This window comes from Parageobacillus sp. VR-IP (genome assembly GCF_013357975.1).
GTDB lineage: Bacteria > Bacillota > Bacilli > Bacillales > Anoxybacillaceae > Saccharococcus > Saccharococcus caldoxylosilyticus.
On the sequence record NZ_JABVYQ010000012.1, the window covers coordinates 1 to 19,973 of the forward strand.

A 19,973-nucleotide genomic window follows, 5' to 3' on the forward strand; every position below is an offset into this window, starting at 1 on the left:
TGTTCGTCCGAAAATGACTTTCTCGTAGATTTCCAGTATGAATGTACAATTTATTTCCTTGCTCATAAACGTAGACAAAGGGAATGACATATGGATAACCATCGTCTCCCACTGTCGCTACATGCGCTACCTTTCCCATCTTTAAAAAGTGATAAGCTCTTTCCTCTGATATTTCCCTCTTCGTATTGTGAATAACTCCTCTCACAATTTCTCACTCCCTATGTATTTTGTATAGTCAAGCGTTCTTCTTAATACCGCTTGACAATTCTCTATATTTATTGATGTTCCAACTATTGCACTGTCATGAAGATCACCAAAAATGACTAAATGTCACTATTTTATTTTTTATTTTTAATATAATTCTTCCTTACGATTCCATACATCATAAGATGTGTTATGGCTAGATAGATAATAAATCGCAGGAATACACTTCTTTCTTCAACGTCTCCAAAGATTTCAAAAATATAGTCTACTGCTAAAAAACCTAGGGCTGTCAGAAAAGCAGGTAAAACAACTTTTTTGATGATAATGTTATTTTTCATGTTATTTCTTCACCTATAAATAATTGTAAACTGTTTTGTAAGTTGTTGCCTGAAATTTATTAACTGAATCTTGGCAATTATATTCATATTATACCAAAGGGTATGATCATTTCGAAAACCTGAAACAGGAAGTTCATTTCTTCCTTTTAACTAGTGATTTTCAAACGAACAGGACTTTTCAAATTTTGTTTTCCTAAAATGGACTTCAAACTGTTGAACTCGGGAGAAAAAATTAATGAGACACTCGAAAATAAAAATCGTAGCTATCAGTGTTGATAACTACGATTTGATTTTAAAATAAATTTATTGGGTACTTTTCAGTTGTTCCACTGAAAAGTCGTAACACCTTTTTGAAATGCTTATTTTATTATTCGGATATGTTTAAAAGGCCAACAAATTATGTTTGCCTGGCCAACAACATCATCCATTGGAATGGCCCCAATATGACGACTGTCCTTACTATGTCTTCTATTATCCCCCATTACAAATAAATAGCCTTCAGGAACAGTGTTTCTACCGATTGGAGTGTCCTTTAGAGTAAACGATTCCGTAAGAGGGCTACCAAACTTGTTTTGTTTTTTGTATTCATCTAGATAAGGTTCTTTATAAGCTTTCCCGTTTATATATAAAATATCATTTTTATACTCGATGCGATCTCCAGGTAACCCAATTATGCGTTTTATGTAATCCTTTTTTTCTTTTGTATAGAATACAATAATATCAAACCTTTTCGGTTTTACAAAAGAATATTTTATTTTGTTTACAATCATACGATCTTGATCGTGTAGTGTAGGCATCATGGATTCTCCTTCTACTATAAACGGCGCAAATATGAAGTGCCGAACAAAAGCAGCTAATAAAATTGCAATAATGATCGCCTTCATCCATCCCCAAAACTCACTTTTCCTTTTCTTCATTATCATTATCACCCTTAACTCCTAGATCACACATAAACCACACAAAAACACCCATAATCCCTGATCTGCCCAGGTTTATGGGTGCTTGGTTTGCCTAGTGACTGTCGAACTCGGGGAATAATAACCTAATCTTTAAATCTAAAAAACCAGAAAATTATTCTACGTTAGCAAACTTAAGATAGGTTATGTCCTCGTTGTTCCGTCCCAGCCTACTGACAATCCGAGTCCCTTAGCTAACTCCTTGCTCCTCATTATTTTGTAAACTCTGGTACTATGACTGTAGAAGAAGAACTAGCAGAAATATTTAATCCTGATGGCAGCGTGACGGACTTTTCAACAGATGCTCCAAAAGTTTGAGGAGCAAGTTGTTGAATGGGACTGCTTTGGTAATACGATTCAGTTGGGCCCGAAATAGATACAGATGCCTGACCTTGTATTACTGGTAGTTCAATATGATCATTATATCCGAATAAAGGGGATAAAAATGGTAATATCAAAAGTGCTCCCGCTCCTTTCATCAATATCCCTCCTCAGTAAATATACATAATATTGTAAATACTAGAATGATCATCGCAAAAAAGGCCAGAGATCAATCTCTGACCTTATTGTAATGTTTAATGCAAAATAAAACTTTAGCAAAATGCAAGATAAAAATTAAGCACTAAATTGGAAACAAAACAGGTCAGTTTTCTCACAAAATATAATTTCAGAAACACTGTTTTACATGGAGTGGCGTGCATGGTAGGCTGGTTGCCTCTGCGAACTCCTTTTGTGCTGCGGCCTTCGCAAAAGAATCCATGCACGCAGATGCTCCATGTCAATCCTTATAAGGTAAGATAATTTATATTAGTATATGGATTATATTTACTTTTGTGGAACATAAGGTGCTAAACTTTTTCATTGCATTTCGCTTAAATTTTTAGTTGCAGAAAACAATTGTAAAAGTTATTTCAAGAGTCCACCAAGCAGACCGCCTAACCCATTAGTCAGAGACTGAACTGAAGAAGCTAAACCATAGCCACCGTTGGTGGAAGCTGATGCAGACAATCCGTTCGGACCACTTAGGTTCGCATTGGTGTTGTATGTGCCACCAAGAACTCCTCCTAAAAGACCCGTAACGCCATCTTGATTAACCGTATAAGTGGAACCAGCTTGAATCTCAAAATTAGGGCCGGTAGCACTAACTACACTACCACTAGATACATTTGTCTTTCCTACTAAACTATTAACCGCTCCCAGTACATCATCAAGACCTGCTGCGGAAGCTGGAGCCGCATTACCAGCTACTAAACTACCAGCCATTAACATTGCTGAAATTCCAACTGTTTTGATCAACTTTTTCATTATAATTCCCCTTCCTTTTCTAGAATTTTATTTTAATGCTTGACCTAGACTGTTCAATAACCCACCAATAGATTGAACGGAAGATGCAAGACCCCAGCTACCATTTGCCGAGGTACTAGCTGAATACCCTGCATAAGATACCGAAGCAGAGGTTCCGCTAGTTCCACCTAAAACTCCACCGCTGATTAATCCAGTTAATCCAGATTGTTCAGTCGAGTTTACTGCTTTTGCTGTCACAGTTACATTATCTACCTTCAAGGAAGCGCCACTCTGAACATCTACTTTAGAACTACCAACTAATTGATTTACAGCTCCGAGAATACTGCCAAGTCCACTATCCGGAGAATTAGTTGGTTGTTCTGCAGCAAAAGCCGATCCCATACCCCCCATTAGGATTGCCGTAGATAGGCCTGCTGATAGAATCAGTTTCTTCATTTTACCTACCACCTTTCTAATTTATTGTTTTAAGGATTTCGTAGAAAATAATACCATTAAACTGAAAAATTTACCATATTAAAAAGAATATTTTTCTATTTTAGACAAAAAATTGGAATAAAAAGGATAATACTGTAAAAATGTTAATATTAGTATCAAGATGTTTTTAAATATTTTGGGTCTGACAAAAATATATATATTTCGACAAAAATTTCAGCAAAGCCAAGGAAGATCCGAAGGTCCTTAACTAGGTAAGTCGCGCATTGACGCTTCCGTTTCCTTTTGATCCGGGTCTTCAGGACGATGTGATGGTCGGCTGGTGGCCGGAAACGCTATGCTTTGTGATTGCGTCTCACCAAAGAGCAGTGCCTTTCCGGCCAGTTCCAGCCTATCACATAGCCTCTTCCAAACCAAAAGCCTACGGGTTGCCAGCGTATTTTCGTGTCTACTTCTAAGCTTCTCTATAGGGCATTTATGGCGTTTTAAACGTATATTCACAAAAATACGTGATTTTTTTTACGATCATCGCTTCTGTTGCTCCAATAAAGAGCGCAGACCCTTTACGCACCTAACAAGCAAAAATGATAATAGGGTGAGGCAAAGGAAGGAGCGTACTTGAGAAGGAGGTAAAAAATAAAACGCATTTTTGGTCTGTTGCATTTTTTTTAAATGCAACGGCCTAAAAATGCGCCAAGACAAACTTTTTCAATCTTGGAATGCAACATAATATCAGTGTTATCGGAAATTAATTTCTATACATATAGGTAGAAGGGGCGGCCATTAAAATGTTCCTTAGTTTTATAAATTCGCATTTTCCTGACTAGACCCCAATCTTCGCTTTAATCATTTTCAAAAAAGAAAAATCCCAGCAAACTTAAAATTAAAAGTACTCCTAACGTACTTAGAACTAAAAACCCGATGCCTCCTACTAAAAATAACGCTTTTGGAAAAATAAAGGCCACAATTAATCCAATAAGTAAGAGCCACATAATGGACTTGAAAGTTACTTTGAGAAGTTTCCAGATGATATAACCAAAAATAATTCCGATAAGGATATGGATTATTAGCATAAGACCTACCCCCTTGAACACATTTTGTAAACAATATCATATCAGCTTACATGCGTTTTATTATGGCCATCTCAGAGAAAAAATATGTCTGTATATTATATCATAAGGCCAAGTCCAAATTATTGTGTAAACTCCCTTTTGATAGAAACGATGATCCCGATGATTTGACTTCGTCGCTTTGGTTCAGTTTTTCTAGTACAAATTATGAATCGTAAAAATTTAGCATAAACTACCCCTTCCATAAAAATGTATTCAAAATAAATTAATTTTCTTTCATTGCCATTTTTAACTAGGCATATAATCCACATTATACGCAATTTAAAATGACGCTTTTATGATATAATCGCCCCCCTTGATGTTTTAAGGGGGATGATTTCATGGAGAAGTTTGGAATACAACATAATCAGCGTTGTCGAAAGCTTTATACACCATTTAACGTAATCTAAATATCTCTTATACTGAGGTAGCACGCACATTTTAATGTTTTTATCCGCTTACGTTATTTGCTTTCTTTTTTATTATGAGTTTTTTTGTTTTTTCAATGTTTTTGCAAATACTCTTAAATACAAAAAAATTCAAGTTCTGGTTTATCAAGTTTTATGCTGTAAAAGTCTCTTGCCTATGAGGGGGGATCTTTATGTGTAAGAAAACCGTGGAATAAATAGTATGTTAGAGAGCAGAAAATGTTTTTAGAAGTTAAAGCTAGGAATCTTAAAAGGAGAAATCATTTTATTGATTTTTTATTTTTCTTTTCAATAGTTCAACGATGGGGAAGGGAATTCGATGTTTTTTGGCCATATCAATGCTTGTTATTTCTGGATTTTGCTCTAATTCTTTTTCAATAATGGCTTGAATTTCTTCTTTTTTCAATTTGATTCACTCCTGTTTCTCTTGATATTTAAAGTCCATTGTTATAAAGCTTTTGAAAATCATTTTAGATTTAGTACTGGAAATGTGTTTAAATACCAATCGGCGTAATCGCGATAGCAAAAGGACCGTTTCCCACAGGTATAGGTGCTCCGATGACTGTGTTGGTTGAGGTGTCAATGACTGATACAGTATTGCCAAATACATTGGTAACATAAGCCCGAGTGCCATCTGGCGTAATCGCGATACCAATAGGACCGTCTCCCACGGATGATATAGTATCGCTGACTGTATTAGTTGAGGTGTTAATGACTGATACACTATCGTCAAAGGTATTGGTAACATAAGCCCGAGTGCTATCTGGCGTAATCGCGATACCTTGAGGACCGTTTCCCACAGATATAGTTGCGATGACTGTGTTGGTTGAGGTGTCAATGACTGATACATCATTGCCAACTGCATTGGTAACATAAGCCCGAGTGCCATTGGGCGTAATCGCGATACCAATAGGAAGGAATCCCACAGATATAGTATCGATGACTGTGTTGGTTGAGGTGTCAATGACTGATACAGTATTGCCAAGGCTATTGGTAACATAAGCCCGGGTTCCATCTGGCGTAATCGCGATACCTTGAGGAATGCTTCCCACAGGGATAGTATCGATGACTGTGTTAGTTGAGGTGTCAATGACTGATACAGTATTGCCAAGGCTATTGGTAACATAAGCCCGGGTTCCATCTGGCGTAATGGCTATACCTTCAGGAAAGCCTCCCACAGATATAGTATCGATAACTGTGTTGGTTGAGGTGTCAATGACTGATACATCATTGCCACCTGCATTGGTAACATAAGCCCGAGTGCCATCTGGCGTAATGGCTATACCAAAAGGACCGTTTCCCACAGGGATAGTTGCGATGATTGTGTTGGTTGAGGTGTCAATGACTGATACAGTATTGTCAAGGCTATTGGTAACATATGCAAAAATCGTTAGCCTTGGTGGTTCTGGTGGTATAGGTCCATGCACTGTTACCGTTCTCATATTGGTACAACCACATCTTACCCTTGGCTTATTGTTGCTATTCCATCTCTCTTCCCCATGTTTTGACAATATGTTTCACCTCTTTTCACTAGGATACTTCAGCATATGAACAGGATAATAAGTTGGATTAGACACAAATTATAGGTTAAGTGTTTACATCCAAATTAGGCGATGGAATATTCGGAGAAGGAGATAACCGAAAGAGGTATTCGCTCTTTAAACTAGACATATAATTTACGTTATATGTCTAACAATCTCGTCTTTTTTATGATATACTCGTCATATAATGTTATTTTTTCAATCGATTATTTGCTCTTTGAATCTATTTAAACTCGTCGTATAAGTGAAAGGGTGAAAAAGATGTTAAATGAGTATGTTACCTACCTTCAGGAAAAAGGGGCTTCCCCCAACACGATCATCTCCTACACCAATGACTTGAATATCTTTTTCCAAGATTTACATATCGGTCCGGGTGATTACGTTACATCGGCCGACATTCGCAAATGGATCCATCAAATGTTGAATCCGACGGAAGGAAAACCATTGGCCATTTCCACCATCAACCGCCGGCTCAATTCGCTGCGAAGCTTTTATGCGTGGGCAGTTGAACATCATAAGCTCGAACAGAACCCAATGAAAGACATCCAGGATTTAAAATCGGCCGATGAAGAGAATGAAAAAATTATGTGGCTCACAGAGGAAGAATTTGAGGACTTATTGCATCGGATGCGGAAAAAACCGGTTCGCAGCAGAGGAGTGGATCCCGAGGAGAAATATCGCCGTGATCGGGCTGTTGTATATCTGCTTACCTATGCAGGATTGCGAGTGGAAGAGTTATCAAATTTAAAATTAACGGACTTAGATTTAGAAATGAAACGAATTCGGATCGTAGGAAAAGGAATGAAGATCCGGACCGTGCCGATCTCGAATATCTTGTTGGCCGAACTCGAGGATTGGCTTAAGTTTCGTGCGGAAATGGCGAAAAAGAAACCGCATGTGGCCGAATCGCCATACGTCTTTTACAGCCAGCGCTCGCCGAAGTTTTCTGTAAGGGGGATCCAGCGAATGATTGAAAGCTACAGCCTGCCGAACAAAAAGCTAACCCCTCATATGTTCCGGCATACGTTTTGTAAGTGGATGTTAAAGGCGACGAACAACGATATCGAGAAAGTACGGAGACTCGCCGGTCACAGTAATATCGCCACGACGTCCCGATACTTAAAAGACAGCTATAGTGATTTGGCGGATGCAGTCGAGGCGTTACCAAAATTCTAATAAGGTTTGTTGTGCGTAGGCGTCGCCGATAACAATTCGGATAGTTCAGTACGGCCATGGTAATCCTCGAAAGAAGCTTCAAAGATGTCATGGCCTTTGGCATTTTCATCACAATTTAACCGACACTTGCACCAGTCAAAGACAGTCAAGTATCCTTCTGCTTAATTGGAAACAAGAGGTAATTATTTGATAAAAAGATAATTCACAAAAAACATAGGACATGAATTTCCTGCTAACTTACGGACTATGAGGCGATGTGGATAATCTTAGGCTGATGATGTTTTTATTTGGGCAAATTTTGTTGTTCTATAACTAATCATGCCTTTTTTAGATTAGTAGTATCAGTATGTTTAAGTTTGACAGATTACTTACAATCAGCCTAAGATTCTTAGTACCAGAATCTATATTAGTGCGGGAAGTATTAGAAGATGGGAAGAAACAAGGAAAATTCCATTTCCACTCTCTCGACCATACCTTATTAGTCATTATGGGAGCGGTTTTATTCGCCGGAGCCAACCAGAACCAGAACCTTTTGATCAACACGGAGTCAATCAACGTAGATGACATTGTCAGCGATACTTTAAATCTGATCTTTGATGGATTAATGAATTAACTCAGTAATATTCGTAATGAGTCGCACAATATGAAGACTGATTGTAAATAAGTATATTCACGATAGTGATTATCGCTCGGGAGGGATCAATTATATGAAATACCTATTTTTTGTTATGCCAGCACACGGACATATGAACCCTACATTGGCTGTTGCTGAGGAATTGGTTCGTCGTGGGGAAGAAGTCATTTATTACACAACGGAGGAGTTTGCTGAATCAGTGAAAAATGTGGGGGCGAAGGCACGGCTTATACCCCCTCATTTTAATCCAGTCTATGTGTTGAAACAAAAAGCAATGGAAATGGGGCTGGATTTGAAAAAAAGAGACCCCCAATTAATGCTTCATTTTTTAAAGAATATTCGTCTAAAAGCACATGAACTTGTGGATCAGGTCAAAGCAGAAGAAGCTGATGCAGCTGTTTATGATCCAATGTGTACATGGGGACATGAAATTATCCAAACTTTACGTTTACCTGCAGCTACCTTTATGACCAGCTTTGCTATGAAGAAAGGAACCTCGCTCATGGATTATATCGCCAACAGGGTACCAGAAGTTTCCGAGATTATTGAGGTATTTACTGTAGAGGAAGAGTTGAATATCGTCACTATCCCTAAAGAGTTTCAAATACAACCCGATGCTTTTGACGATCGTTATCTGTTTGTCGGTCCCCTAATCTCTAGGAGAAACATAAAACATGATTTACCGCTAAATCAGTTAGCTAATGAGCCTGTATTATATATTTCATTGGGATCTATTCTAAGTAACGTCGATTTCTATAAATGTTGTATTGAGGCCTTTGGTTATACTTCATGGAAAGTTGTACTCAATATAGGCCGTCAAACAAATCCGAAGGATATTGAACCGATTCCGGACAATTTTATCGTTCGTCAGTTTGTTCCTCAATTGGAAGTATTGAAGGTAGCGGATGTCTTTATTACGCATGGTGGGATGAACTCAGCAATGGAATCTCTCTGGTTTGGTGTTTTACCGGTTGTGGTTCCGCAATCGTCTGATCAGCCGATTGTAGCAGAGCAGATCAAACGTTTAGGTTTAGGTGAGGTAATTCAACCAGATCAAATAAGTGCTGATACATTAATACAAGCAGTAAACCGTGCCATGGATGATAAGGAAATGAAGCAACGATTATGCAAAATGAAGGAGTCCTTGCATCAAATCGATGGTATTGCTTTAGCTGTTGATCATTTGCAAAAAAGATTTAGACGTTCCTGAATAAGCTGTAGGAGACGTCATTATTAAAGAAACCTCTCTTCGAATCCTTACATGGAACCAATCTGCAAATAGAGGATTTCTGTGCCTGATCGATTGGCATAAATTACAGGTCATTGACGGATATTTTGGCGACAATGTGTTTTACATGCGCAGCATAGCCGGATTTTAATAGACTGCCACACCAACAAGGAATCAGCAAGGACCTTTGGATTCGATCAGCTGCATACTTTCTGTATGCTTAGATTCGGACCTAAAGGTCTTTTTGCGCTTTTTTAGAGAGGATTTATGGAAAGTATACCTTAAAATATCTAAGGATGGCACCACATTCCGTATCGAACCCTTTCAAAATAGTATATGAAAAGTAAAATAATCAAATGTTAGCATACATTTGTAAAAATACAAATACATATGCAAAAAAAAGATACTTAAATGAGAACTTGCACGATGGAATTGGTTTTTTCCTTGACATGATTCTTTGGTCTACATAAATAAGGGGGGGGATATTATTTGGATTGTAACCGTTTACAAAGAAGGATCGCTAGGTAATTAAGCCTACAAGTTGGTTAGTAATGAAATACACTAAATTACCAAATGAAATGATGTAAGTTTATCGTATTAATAGGAGATTATTTTTCTGAATATTAATTATATTCTTAAATTAATTGGTTGTTGGAGTTGTTTTAATGAATTGCATTAATAAATTTAAGAATGGAGTGATCATATGCCACTTATTGTATTGACATTAGGGATTGTTTTATTATTTCTACTAATCATAGTTTTTAAGCTTAACGCTTTTCTATCTCTGATTTTATCGGCCATATTCGTTGGGGTTTTCCAAGGAATGGAACCATTAACTATTGTCAAATCAATTGAATCTGGCCTTGGAGGTACCCTAGGACATTTAGCCATCATTATTGGCTTGGGTGCTATTTTCGGGAAAATCATATCTGAAGGCGGTGGAGCCCACAGAATTGCAAGATCTCTAATTAATAATTTTGGTGAAAAAAGAGTGGGTTGGGCAATTTGCCTGGCATCTTTTGTATTGGGAATAATATTATTCTTCGAAGTCACTTTCATTTTGTTGATTCCAATAGTTTACACTGTTGCAGTTGAAGCAAGGGTGAAGCTGCTAAAAGTGGGTATACCGTTTTTAGCAGCAATATCAATAACACACTGCTTTTTACCTCCACATCCAGGACCAACTGCTATTTCGTCTGTTTTAGGAGCAAATTTAGGAGTTGTTCTGGCCTATGGGTTGATTCTAGCAATTCCAGCTTCAGTTATTTTCGGACCTCTATTTTCTAGATTGTATAAAAATTGGGATGTAGAAGTTCCAGATCATTTAGTCACAAAGGCAGAATTCAACATGGATGAAGTCCCATCATTTGCAACTTGCGTCTTAACGACTTTGTCGCCGGTTATTCTCATTTTGATCGGGGTAATTGCAGAATATACACTTCCTAAAACCTCTACAATCTACAAAATTTTAACCTTTATTGGTAATGCTGATATATCTTTGCTTATATCGCTCTTCATCGCAGTATATGTATTTGGTTTGCGTAAAAAAAGAAAGACGATTCCTCAACTAATGAAAATCGCAGAAGAAGCACTAATTTCTATGGGCGGATTATATTCATTCTTGGAGGCGGTGGTGCATTCAAACAAGTTATTATTGATAGTGGAATGGCCGATTACATTGCTCATTTCACAAGTGGATGGAATATCTCACCATTTATATTAGCATGGATTATTGCCTGTATAATACGGTTAGCCGTAGGGTCTGCCACGGTAACAGTTTTAACCACTTCAGCAATGATGTCGCCAATTGTACAAAAAACAGGTGTTAGTCCTGAATTGATGGTATTAGCAATTGGAACCGCTTCCATAGCTTTTGCTCCACCAAGCGATGTATCTTTCTGGATGACAAAAGAATATTTTAACTTGACTATAGGACAAACAATTAAAACAGTTTGTTTAATGTTTACTCTTATTGCTATTTATGGATTGCTTGGAGTATTAGCGTTAAGCACGGTGATTGGCTAATATCCACGTTTCATCGATTAAGGAAATAAAAACAGCCCCTTCCTCACCATGAAAGGGGCTTATTGCTTTTCATACTCAACCAGCTCATTTGTTAAATCCTGAATTTCTTTTCTTCGATCATCAGTTTCTTCTTTGTTCGCGCAAAAACGGCGATTTTCTAATATGATCACATCGCCGTCCTCAGCATTCTTAGGAAGCTTGCTTTTTCCGATATCTATCATTTGCTTCACAAGCATCCAAATCGCTTTCAAAACGATCGATAATATGCTTCATTCTTATGTTCGTATCCTCTTTATTTTATCTAGGAGTTAATGAAGTTTGTGTCTTATATGTTTTCCCTTTAGAAACCGCATGCGGCCTTCTCGCCATACGTCTTTTACAGTCAACGCTCCCCGAAGTTTTCGGTCCGAGGCATTCAACGAATGATCGAAAGCTACAGCCTGCCGAATAAAAAACTTATGCCCCATATGTTCCGGCATACATTTTGTAAGTGGATGCTAAAGGCGACGAACAATGACATCGAGAAAGTACGGATACTTGCCGGTCACAGTAACATCGCCACGACATCATGATACTTAAAAGACAGCTATAGTGATTTGGTGGATGTTGTGGAAGCATTACTAAAGTTTTAAAATAAGTGGATTATAAACCATTTATTGACTTCTGGGTAATTTTAAATAAAATGAATGTTGTAATAATTAATGATAGATTAAGAGGAGGGGATTTATTTGATTAAGAGATTGAAGAAGGGGATTGTCGCAGCCATTGCAGCAGGATCATTTGTTTTAGGTTTTGGAACTCTAAATAATGCTTATGCTGCTTCCTATACTGACTTCGGACCAGCTTCGTTTGCTACTGAGGATGGTAAATACGAATTGACCATTAGAACAACTTCGGTTGAAAAGAATGTAACTGTCTCTGTCCATTATGATCTTTATGCAGTAAATCGCAACTCGGGTGCCGTTACCCCTATGAATGGTAATACTAGCCCTTTATCTGTTCGACTTTGTAATGCTTCTACAGGAAACTGTACATCCTTTAAATCATTTTCACAAGATAATGGTAGTGCCATCTTCACTAATATGAAACCTGGAACATATTACGTGGATATACGTGATAGCTGGGCAAGTTACTATTTTAAAGGTACGGTCTCTGCAAAAACGTATAGTTGGGACCCATACGAATGGGAATGACCGGAGCAATCCGGTCTTTTTATTTTTGTCTAACAATTCCTCTCCCTGCTTATCTCCTTCTTTTCTCAGTTTCCACTTGACTTTTTTAACAAAATATAAGAACATATATTCGTAAATCAAACATATGTTCTTATAAAGGGGGGCTTTGCGTCGATGTGCTTCAATATTCCTGGCTGCCAAAACACAAAATGTTGTGCATCGATGTTCAAATTACAGAACTGTTTTCCACCTTTGTCCCTTTTGAAGCGAAGCGATTCTCACGTACAGCGTTGATGAGAGCTGGATAACTCTAGACGGTACGGAAAAACTACATGGATCTCTCGTGGAAGCAGCCCAAAAAATACGAAGCGCGATCTGGAATCAATTCGGTCTGCCATCTTGCATTGGCATCGGCCTGAACAGTTTCATCAGCAAAGTCGTACTGGATGTATACGCCAAAAAAACAAGGCATCGCGGAATGTACCTATGAATAAGTTTCGAAAAAGTTATGTGGGGCATTGGCAGCCGAATGGAGAAACATTTGAACAACATGGGAATGTATACGCTTGGAGACGTAGCAAACAGTTCTTTGGATCGTCTACGAAAGAGATTTGGGGTAATAGGGGAGCAACTTTACTACCATGCTTGGGGAGTTGACTTAAGCCCTCCTTTTATCGACGCAAAGACCTTCCCTCAAAAAAGCATCGGAAAAGGAATTACGTTGCTGCGCGATTACTGGCGGGAAAACGAAATTTTAACGGTTGTGCTGGAACTTTGTGAGGAAGTGGCGAAACAGGCTCGTGAAATCGGGAAAGTGGGGCGCACCGTTTCGTTCAGCGTGCGCGTCATTCATGTGTCCCTTGGCAACTTAATGGATGAGTAAAGTTTGCAGCTGTCCTTTTTTGAAGACAGAACAAAAGAACGAGCCCTTGCCCAAGCGATGGATGCAATCCGCAACAGATTCGGTTCGAACGCGCTATTGCGTGCCGTCAGTTACACGCCTGGAAGCGTCGCCCGCATCCGCAACGGCTATATAGGAGGGCATCAGGCATGAACCATCGTGATCGTGGAATCATCAAATATTCGCCCTTTTTAATGCCGGAACACCGCAAAATGCTCAAGGAACTTCGTGAAAAAGAAGAGCGAATCCAGCCCTCCCATCACGACGAGCAACAAATGAAGAATGGAATCGGATCATTTTCAAGGCGATGGAGTTTGCTTCTTATCTCTCGGTGGAATATCATCAGCGACATCGATTACATCTTATCATTGGACGTATCCATTATTACGATCAGTTAATAAATAAGATATTAGGTTTAAGGAAAAAGAAACTGGAAACATCTATTATATTCCTCTTTCAAGTATAACGCATATGGAACCTAACCATTAAAAATCCCCACTCTCTCCGAGTGGAGATTGCTGTGTTGAATACTAAAGCAACTCACTCCTGCAATAGAAAAGCCCAACTGCAAGGTCGCATTCGATCAGCAAAACGGTCCAGCAGTTGCTTCGCTACCAACAGGATGCGGAGTGTTTCTTCCACCACATTATGAGTTGTCGCGACATACAATGAACAAGCGAGATTTGGATCAATCGGTGTGAAACAGCGATACTTCGGGGAATGGAAAGACCCGTACCTGCTCAAGACAAGCGACATCGTCAACAGCCGAACGTGCCGGGACCTCTTGGTCGCGAGCAAGTTCCCGAAAAAGCATCTGCTGGACATGCTCCAAAACTTTGTCGTCTATGAGGTCAAGGGAGGACGGACAATTAAGAAAGTCTGCCGCTACCAACAGTTCCCTCGCCGTCAATAAGGCAGTGAAACGGATTTTGAGCGGCAAAGACACAGAAGGAACGGGGCGTCGTCTGGGCGACGCAAGTGTCCGGGAAGATCTTGACGATACTCTGCCTGTCCATCAAACTGTGACGCCTCAAGAAACTGTGCACCCCTTCCACGTCATCGTGACGGACCACACCGACTTGGGCGAACAAACCACAAACACGTTCCGTCGCTGCGGACTCCCGAACCCGAGACGTGCCGAAAGTGTCTGGGATCTGTGTGTCTTGCTTTGGACTGCGACAGGCGCAACTATCATGACGACCATCCAAATGTTCCAAGACCACGTCGACGACGGGGGTGACCTGCTCTTAAATGACGAGGACAACATCTTTGTCCTCGTTGACGAGTCGCACCGCTTTTGAATGTGTCTTTCAAGACTATTCGAAAGAGGACCGGAAACGAATCAAGAAGAAATACGCGACAGAGGAGGACATTATCGGGTCACCGCAACTGCAGCCACGACATCGTGTCGCCATATGCTTTTTTGACGGCGTCAACCGCGACGACATTGAGGAATGTATGAAAGTGTTAAGGCCGGAAGACATGAGACACGCATGAGAAGACATGCCTTTGACCAAGTTTTTAAACGTTTCTCCAAAAGAATGAACATGATCACGCCGCATCTGTAGATAAGACAGTATTACGAAAATCTGAAATTTCTGGAGCGAGTGCGTCAGTATGCGTACAACCGTTTCCGAGACAAGCAGATAGGCATGTTCGACCGATCCAACTAAGGGGAAAAGTCCCCCAGCTGAAAGGTAGACACCCCATACGTCCCCCTTAATTATCAAATGATGCCTTATAAGCAGGTTATCCACTTTTTTCACCATATTTATTCCCTATTATCCACAGATAAAACCTCTTCTTAATTAATTTATCAAGTTAATAACTTTGTATTTAGAATTATGTTCTAATTAATCAATATTCTAAAAATCAAAAATCAATAAGGGATCTCCTTCCTCGGTGTCCCCTTAACCATATAAAATTCAAACAGCCCTCTCTATATCAATCTCATCATGAAAATGATTCTAAAAACAACCTTTACGCCAATTTCAATCAATAAAATACTTAAATTCCCCTTCAACAAAACGAAAAGACAAAATCCCAACAACTTAAGTAATCATACAAGCTCATAATATAGCTCCTTAGTATAAATAATCGCCTTCCCCTTCCCAACTTCCTGGACAGCTCCTCCCCCTCCTAATAAAAAAAGGCACTGGCTGACAGGATCCAGTGCTTAAATTATCCACAAGCGGCAGCAAGCAGGCTAACGCCCCATAATATAAGGGCGACGAACCATTTCACGGGAACATCAGTTCGTAATTAACTTCTTCAGCTGCTGAATTCGCCGGACGGATACCTGAAGCATTTCCGCCAGCTGCTTGTTTGTCGCGTTTGGATGCCGCTCCATTGCTTTCTGCAGCTGCCATACCCTGTCTTCCGTCTTTTCCTTTTGTTCCTCAAGATATTCCTCGCGTGTTTTCGCCCCTTGCTCACGCCGTACTTCGTCCATCCTTTTCTTGTCTCTTTCCCTCTTGCGCCGCCGTTTTTCGTTTCCGTCGATAATCGTCTGTAAATGCCGCTGTTCTTCCGGCGTAATGTCCAGCCATCTGATGATGGTGGAATTTTTTAAGTTATAGCCGGCACCGGGATAGCCTTTTTTGATCGCCTCTTCATTCGCTTTTGCGTCACTTTTGGCCCTCCAAGCTTTTTCGGCGCTTCTCGTCGCCCGGATGACTTCGTGAACGGACAGCGGTTCTTTAAACTCGCTGTTGAATTCGAGTACTTGCTGCAAAGCTTCCTCCGGATCGTCCGTAAAGCAGCAGCTCCAGTACCGGTACAGGAAGCAAAACAACTCCCGATATCCTTTTAAATCGTAATCCCGCAGCTCCGCCAGCTTCACCAAGTCTAGCAATCTAGCGTAATGCAGCGTGCGGACGTTATGTAAATGAACGATTTTCGGCTTCCGTCCCCGCTTCGGCGGCCGATTCGGAACCAGCTCCGGCAAATACTCATACTGCAAATCCCGCAATATATATCGGTAATCATGCCTGTATTCCACGAAGACTTGTTTTTTATTTTTGGAGTTGATCGTCCCGTCAATGCGAAACACCCTCGTCGGATCGAGCGATTTTTTATCTGCGCCGACGTAATTCAGCTGCTCGCAGAAATAGTTCTGCACCGCCTTCCAAAGCGGCAGCGCCTTGTACGGGACCGGCTTGAGCAGCCAGACGCAGACGAGGCCGCGCCCCGAAAAAATGATGATGTTCGGATTCGGCAGGACATTGTCCTGGAAGATCTCGATATCCAGCTTGCCGATAACCCAATCGGGATCATAATTCATGACGTGGCAGTCCACATCGACGTAGAGCGCCCGTAATTGCCTGATATTCTCGATTCTCCGCTGGGGCTTATAAAAGGTATTCTGGCTGAAATAAACGTCCTCTCCAAGCCATTTGGAAAGCTCCGTAGCCAATTCCTCAGGCCGGTAGTGGTACTGCCGCCAAGCACCGTTCTGATCTTTTTTGGCAATAGCAACCCACCCCGAAGCCCCGCGGTGATGGAACAGCACATGGCGCTTCGCCCGTTCCAAAGGCGGAATAACCGCCAATTTTAAATTTTCCATAAAAAAATCCTCCCATAAGGAAGGACAATCGCGCGGCTATATGTTAAAATAAAGACAACACAACCTCATATAGAAGCACGCGATTGCTTCCTTAGATTTTTTCTCGAAAAACCCCTGGAGCGGCCAACTCAGCAGGGGTTTTTCTCTTTTTTGCTCTCTTTCGCTGCAAAAAAATAGAATCTATCATCCTAATTCTATCAAAAATTGCATTTTCATGTCGCAATAACAAAAATGTTGGAATAAAAGAACGAGAATCTTCGCCAAAAAGCGGCTGTTTGCGGGAACATTCGAGGATGCAAAAAAAGGGGGGATCCCCGTCTTATGGGGATGATATTTGGTAAATTCGACATATTTAGTTAAAATCCTTCATAATTTCAAAAAATTATTTAAAAATGTTTCTTTTGTGAACGAGCACAATTTCTATTACGCCGGCGACCCGTAGTCTTTTGGGGCGGGAAGGGCGATGTGATAGGCTGGAACGGGCCGGAAAGGCGCGTGCTTCGGCAGGATGGCCATCAGTTGGCATAGCGTTTCCGGCCACCAGCCGACCATCGCATCGCCATGGGGACCCGAACCAAAAGGAAACGGAAGCGCCGGTGAACGCGGACTTTGTCCCATTGATCCTTGTTTTTTGCCATGATTTGTCGAAATAGTCTTTTATATTTCTCATATATGGATCGGTAATAATAAAAAATAGTAAATGGCCGCTTAAATTCGCCTGTAACGCGTTTTAATCGGTAAGGTAATGTTTTCCTATCCGAAAAGAGAAAAATGCTTGTACAGGCTGTTTTTTCGCATTTAAAGCGATTTTGGCATTTTTCTTCCCGCAGCGATGCGCTGATTGGCTTCTTGGAGTTGCTTCGCATGGCTGCGGAATGAGTCTGCTTGCAAAATGGCTTCTTTGAATGGGCCGAGCGCCGGGCTTCGGAGGCTCCAGCCGGACTTCCAAAGGCAGGGAGGCGGCCAGCCGAGAAGACTGGCGCGGGGTTATATCCTATTTTTACCATTTCTTGTTGTTTGTTTGGTAAATATAAATTAATAAAAATACAATCCCGTCTAACATTAATTTGACGGAATTGTACATAGTATTTAATTTTATGGTGTTATTTTCGCTAATAAGCGATACCCTTTTCTAATTTATCGAATTTCGATTATTTTGTTTAAGGTTAAATGGTTTATCAAGTAAATATTTTAATAAATACCGATTACGTGAAAAAACAAACATTGTATTATCAACCATTGTTATCGTTTTCATAATCTTGTTTAAATAGACACAGTATTTTTAGGAATTAGATTTGATTCACTTGTTTCAACTTCATCATCATCAAATATTGCTTTTGGTAGACCGGTATAAGTCCCCCAATAGTAAGCGATTAAAGAAATTATCGCAACAAAAACGATATCCAAAGGATGTTTAAGGGCACCGATACCACCAAATAATCCAAGATAGGAAATAATAATCATGGTTGAGTAATAAAACACGAGCCACCACGAGGATTTTATTTGTTGCGCAAAACTTACCTTCTCAGTAGGAACCCATTTTTTAAAGAATAAATAAATAATAAACATAACTATTTGAGAACCAAGCAACCATGAAATTGTTTTCCAACCAGACCAGTATACTATTAATGAAGCAATAATAAATGAAAGCGGACCTAAAATAGACATCCCTTTTAAGTAAAATGGACGAGGAAGGTCTGGTGCATTACGTCGAAAAGCTGCTACTGAGATTGGAGCGAATGCATAACTTAATACTAAAGCTGCCGAAACAACACTGATTAAAGATTCCCATGATGGAAACGGAAGAGTCCAGAAGACTGATAGAATAAATGATAACCAAACAGCAGGACGCGGAATTCCTGATTTTGGTTCAACTTTGGTAAAGACCTTAAATAATGTTCCACTACGAGCCCATCCATATACTACACGTGGAGTTGCAGACATATAGATGTTACCTGTTCCGCTTGGAGAAATAATTGCATCAGAAACAATCAAAAATACTAGCCAATTTAGTCCAAGAATTGTAGCAATATCTTTAAATGGAAGGCTGAACTCTTTGTCGATTCCTGACCATCCATTTTCCAGCATATTTGTTGGTATACTACCAAGAAATGACACCTGTAAAAGAACATATACAATCGTAGATAAAACTACAGACAATATTAATGCTATTGGTATTGTACGTTGAGGATTTTTAGCCTCACTTGCGACTGAAACAATTGGTGTCAAACCTAAATATGCAAAAATAACTCCACCTACAGAAATAGCCGATTCTATTCCAAACATTCCGAATGGCGCAAATCCGTCTACAGAAAAATTTGCTGATTTTAAGTGCATCAATAAAACAATGATGGTTATAGAAGGTACAAAGAATTTAAATATGGTTATAATTGTATTTGATTTTGCAAATGTTTTAATACTCCAATAATTCAATATAAAAAAAATGCATAGTAAACAAAATTGCAGAAACCATCCAAGGGCAGTTGGCAGATTTGATCCTTCTTGAGTTAAACTTGGCCACCATGCAGTGGCATATTGACGAGCCGCCTCTACCTCAATAGCAATAAGACTAGAATTAGCAATTAATGTTATGGATCCTAAGAGATATCCCATAAGTGGACCATGAGAATAAACTGGGTATCGAACAACACCACCCGCGCGTGGGACAGAAGCGCCAAGCTCACAATAAACCAATCCCAATAGTAGAACTGCTATACCGCCTATAACCCATGATAATATACCGGCTGGTCCTGCAATGGCAGAAACATGGCTTGCCGCAAAGAGCCATCCAGAACCAAATATAGCTCCAAATCCTATCCAAGTAAGATCAGACAATGAAAGTTCTCTTTTAAACTTACCTTGGTTTGACATTAACTTCACCCCTCCGTTTAGTGACAATAATTAAGTTTTATCAGCCGGATAGAATTAATCCAGCTGATGTCTTATATCGGTTATTAAT

23 protein-coding genes and 1 pseudogene are annotated in these 19,973 nt (G+C 39.8%); 12 read left to right on the plus strand and 12 right to left on the minus strand.

All coding sequences use genetic code 11. The features are described from left to right. From HT574_RS18325 to HT574_RS18365, 9 genes are all read right to left on the minus strand, one after another. On the minus strand, positions 1–205 hold a 205-nt coding region (locus HT574_RS18325), incomplete at its 3' end, for a pyridoxamine 5'-phosphate oxidase family protein (protein ID WP_175245677.1). 133 nt (positions 206–338) lie between these two features. Continuing rightward, positions 339–542 (minus strand): hypothetical protein, encoded by a 204-nt coding sequence (locus HT574_RS18330; protein ID WP_175245678.1) that lies wholly within the window; start codon positions 540–542, stop codon positions 339–341. A gap of 359 nt (positions 543–901) precedes the next feature. Beyond that, the gene (gene lepB / locus HT574_RS18335; protein WP_175245679.1) at positions 902–1,459 is read right to left on the minus strand and encodes a signal peptidase I; all 558 of its coding nucleotides are present in this window, start codon (positions 1,457–1,459) and stop codon (positions 902–904) included. Positions 1,460–1,710: 251 nt separating this feature from the next. After that, positions 1,711–1,977 carry a hypothetical protein gene (locus HT574_RS18340; protein ID WP_175245680.1) on the minus strand — a complete coding sequence of 89 codons (267 nt, stop codon included), beginning with the start codon at positions 1,975–1,977 and terminating at the stop codon, positions 1,711–1,713. Positions 1,978–2,404: 427 nt separating this feature from the next. After that, a complete protein-coding gene (locus tag HT574_RS18345; protein ID WP_217499606.1) occupies positions 2,405–2,803 on the minus strand; it encodes a hypothetical protein in 399 nt (132 codons plus the stop codon). Between the two features lie 27 nt (positions 2,804–2,830). Continuing rightward, positions 2,831–3,238: a hypothetical protein gene (locus HT574_RS18350; protein WP_175245681.1), complete on the minus strand. Its 408-nt coding sequence runs from the start codon at positions 3,236–3,238 to the stop codon at positions 2,831–2,833. Between the two features lie 839 nt (positions 3,239–4,077). Continuing rightward, positions 4,078–4,308, minus strand: a complete 231-nt coding sequence (locus HT574_RS18355; protein WP_012301100.1) for a hypothetical protein — start codon at positions 4,306–4,308, stop codon at positions 4,078–4,080. 729 nt (positions 4,309–5,037) lie between these two features. Then, positions 5,038–5,178: a hypothetical protein gene (locus tag HT574_RS18360; RefSeq protein ID WP_175245682.1), complete on the minus strand. Its 141-nt coding sequence runs from the start codon at positions 5,176–5,178 to the stop codon at positions 5,038–5,040. 88 nt (positions 5,179–5,266) lie between these two features. Then, entirely contained in the window at positions 5,267–6,214 is a 948-nt protein-coding gene (locus tag HT574_RS18365) for a YVTN family beta-propeller repeat protein (protein ID WP_175245683.1), read from the minus strand. 360 nt (positions 6,215–6,574) lie between these two features. Here HT574_RS18365 and HT574_RS18370 point away from each other — a divergent pair, with 360 nt between their 5' ends. The 4 genes from HT574_RS18370 to HT574_RS20605 all read left to right on the plus strand — a co-directional run bounded on the left by HT574_RS18370 (position 6,575) and on the right by HT574_RS20605 (position 11,376). Beyond that, on the plus strand, positions 6,575–7,489 hold the full coding sequence (locus HT574_RS18370) for a tyrosine-type recombinase/integrase (RefSeq protein WP_175245684.1): 915 nt from the start codon (positions 6,575–6,577) through the stop codon (positions 7,487–7,489). Between the two features lie 707 nt (positions 7,490–8,196). Further along, positions 8,197–9,333 (plus strand): nucleotide disphospho-sugar-binding domain-containing protein, encoded by a 1,137-nt coding sequence (locus HT574_RS18375; protein WP_175245685.1) that lies wholly within the window; start codon positions 8,197–8,199, stop codon positions 9,331–9,333. A 721-nt stretch (positions 9,334–10,054) separates the two neighbouring features. Further along, entirely contained in the window at positions 10,055–11,074 is a 1,020-nt protein-coding gene (locus tag HT574_RS18380) for a gluconate:H+ symporter (RefSeq protein WP_217499607.1), read from the plus strand. Next, positions 11,017–11,376: a GntT/GntP/DsdX family permease gene (locus HT574_RS20605; protein WP_217499608.1), complete on the plus strand. Its 360-nt coding sequence runs from the start codon at positions 11,017–11,019 to the stop codon at positions 11,374–11,376. Before HT574_RS18380 ends, HT574_RS20605 begins: the two co-directional genes overlap by 58 nt. Positions 11,377–11,435: 59 nt before the next feature. On the opposite strand, the gene HT574_RS18385 is transcribed toward HT574_RS20605, so the two are convergent. Continuing rightward, positions 11,436–11,597 carry a DUF3006 domain-containing protein gene (locus HT574_RS18385; RefSeq protein ID WP_375154133.1) on the minus strand — a complete coding sequence of 54 codons (162 nt, stop codon included), beginning with the start codon at positions 11,595–11,597 and terminating at the stop codon, positions 11,436–11,438. A 123-nt stretch (positions 11,598–11,720) separates the two neighbouring features. Between HT574_RS18385 and HT574_RS18390 the strand changes: the two are divergent. The 8 genes and pseudogenes from HT574_RS18390 to HT574_RS18420 form a co-directional block, all read left to right on the plus strand. Continuing rightward, a pseudogene (locus HT574_RS18390) lies at positions 11,721–11,948 on the plus strand (tyrosine-type recombinase/integrase); the annotation flags it as partial. Between the two features lie 156 nt (positions 11,949–12,104). Beyond that, positions 12,105–12,569 (plus strand): hypothetical protein, encoded by a 465-nt coding sequence (locus HT574_RS18395; protein WP_175245686.1) that lies wholly within the window; start codon positions 12,105–12,107, stop codon positions 12,567–12,569. Between the two features lie 283 nt (positions 12,570–12,852). After that, positions 12,853–13,038, plus strand: a complete 186-nt coding sequence (locus HT574_RS18400; RefSeq protein WP_309138315.1) for a Y-family DNA polymerase — start codon at positions 12,853–12,855, stop codon at positions 13,036–13,038. Positions 13,039–13,077: 39 nt separating this feature from the next. Continuing rightward, a complete protein-coding gene (locus HT574_RS20105; RefSeq protein ID WP_254698725.1) occupies positions 13,078–13,431 on the plus strand; it encodes a DinB/UmuC family translesion DNA polymerase in 354 nt (117 codons plus the stop codon). Positions 13,432–13,434: 3 nt separating this feature from the next. Continuing rightward, positions 13,435–13,602, plus strand: coding sequence for a hypothetical protein (locus tag HT574_RS20110; protein WP_235605539.1), 168 nt, complete (start codon positions 13,435–13,437; stop codon positions 13,600–13,602). Positions 13,603–13,756: 154 nt separating this feature from the next. After that, positions 13,757–13,915 carry a hypothetical protein gene (locus tag HT574_RS20610; RefSeq protein WP_082791595.1) on the plus strand — a complete coding sequence of 53 codons (159 nt, stop codon included), beginning with the start codon at positions 13,757–13,759 and terminating at the stop codon, positions 13,913–13,915. A 379-nt stretch (positions 13,916–14,294) separates the two neighbouring features. Further along, entirely contained in the window at positions 14,295–14,750 is a 456-nt protein-coding gene (locus tag HT574_RS20615) for a hypothetical protein (protein ID WP_375154134.1), read from the plus strand. Further along, a complete protein-coding gene (locus tag HT574_RS18420) occupies positions 14,701–14,946 on the plus strand; it encodes a hypothetical protein (RefSeq protein WP_175245676.1) in 246 nt (81 codons plus the stop codon). The genes HT574_RS20615 and HT574_RS18420 overlap by 50 nt, the downstream gene beginning before the upstream one ends. A 754-nt stretch (positions 14,947–15,700) precedes the next feature. On the opposite strand, the gene HT574_RS18425 is transcribed toward HT574_RS18420, so the two are convergent. Together HT574_RS18425 and HT574_RS18430 are read right to left on the minus strand one after the other, a co-directional pair. Continuing rightward, entirely contained in the window at positions 15,701–17,014 is a 1,314-nt protein-coding gene (locus HT574_RS18425; RefSeq protein ID WP_175245688.1) for a replication protein, read from the minus strand. A gap of 1,263 nt (positions 17,015–18,277) precedes the next feature. Then, positions 18,278–19,885, minus strand: coding sequence for an APC family permease (locus HT574_RS18430; RefSeq protein ID WP_175245689.1), 1,608 nt, complete (start codon positions 19,883–19,885; stop codon positions 18,278–18,280). Positions 19,886–19,973: the final 88 nt, after the last annotated feature.

Excerpts from the sequence above, each read along its gene's own strand:
- HT574_RS18330 (WP_175245678.1), bottom strand. The coding sequence starts at position 542 with ATGAAAAATAACATTATCATCAAAAAAGTTGTTTTACCTGCTTTTCTG.
- lepB (WP_175245679.1), bottom strand. The coding sequence starts at position 1,459 with ATGAAGAAAAGGAAAAGTGAGTTTTGGGGATGGATGAAGGCGATCATT.
- HT574_RS18340 (WP_175245680.1), bottom strand. The coding sequence starts at position 1,977 with ATGAAAGGAGCGGGAGCACTTTTGATATTACCATTTTTATCCCCTTTA.
- HT574_RS18345 (WP_217499606.1), bottom strand. The coding sequence starts at position 2,803 with ATGAAAAAGTTGATCAAAACAGTTGGAATTTCAGCAATGTTAATGGCT.
- HT574_RS18350 (WP_175245681.1), bottom strand. The coding sequence starts at position 3,238 with ATGAAGAAACTGATTCTATCAGCAGGCCTATCTACGGCAATCCTAATG.
- HT574_RS18355 (WP_012301100.1), bottom strand. The coding sequence starts at position 4,308 with ATGCTAATAATCCATATCCTTATCGGAATTATTTTTGGTTATATCATC.
- HT574_RS18365 (WP_175245683.1), bottom strand. The coding sequence starts at position 6,214 with ATGAGAACGGTAACAGTGCATGGACCTATACCACCAGAACCACCAAGG.
- HT574_RS18370 (WP_175245684.1), top strand. The coding sequence starts at position 6,575 with ATGTTAAATGAGTATGTTACCTACCTTCAGGAAAAAGGGGCTTCCCCC.
- HT574_RS18375 (WP_175245685.1), top strand. The coding sequence starts at position 8,197 with ATGAAATACCTATTTTTTGTTATGCCAGCACACGGACATATGAACCCT.
- HT574_RS18380 (WP_217499607.1), top strand. The coding sequence starts at position 10,055 with ATGCCACTTATTGTATTGACATTAGGGATTGTTTTATTATTTCTACTA.
- HT574_RS20605 (WP_217499608.1), top strand. The coding sequence starts at position 11,017 with ATGGCCGATTACATTGCTCATTTCACAAGTGGATGGAATATCTCACCA.
- HT574_RS18385 (WP_375154133.1), bottom strand. The coding sequence starts at position 11,597 with ATGATAGATATCGGAAAAAGCAAGCTTCCTAAGAATGCTGAGGACGGC.
- HT574_RS20105 (WP_254698725.1), top strand. The coding sequence starts at position 13,078 with ATGGAGAAACATTTGAACAACATGGGAATGTATACGCTTGGAGACGTA.
- HT574_RS20610 (WP_082791595.1), top strand. The coding sequence starts at position 13,757 with ATGGAGTTTGCTTCTTATCTCTCGGTGGAATATCATCAGCGACATCGA.
- HT574_RS20615 (WP_375154134.1), top strand. The coding sequence starts at position 14,295 with ATGAGGTCAAGGGAGGACGGACAATTAAGAAAGTCTGCCGCTACCAAC.
- HT574_RS18420 (WP_175245676.1), top strand. The coding sequence starts at position 14,701 with ATGACGAGGACAACATCTTTGTCCTCGTTGACGAGTCGCACCGCTTTT.
- HT574_RS18425 (WP_175245688.1), bottom strand. The coding sequence starts at position 17,014 with ATGGAAAATTTAAAATTGGCGGTTATTCCGCCTTTGGAACGGGCGAAG.
- HT574_RS18430 (WP_175245689.1), bottom strand. The coding sequence starts at position 19,885 with ATGTCAAACCAAGGTAAGTTTAAAAGAGAACTTTCATTGTCTGATCTT.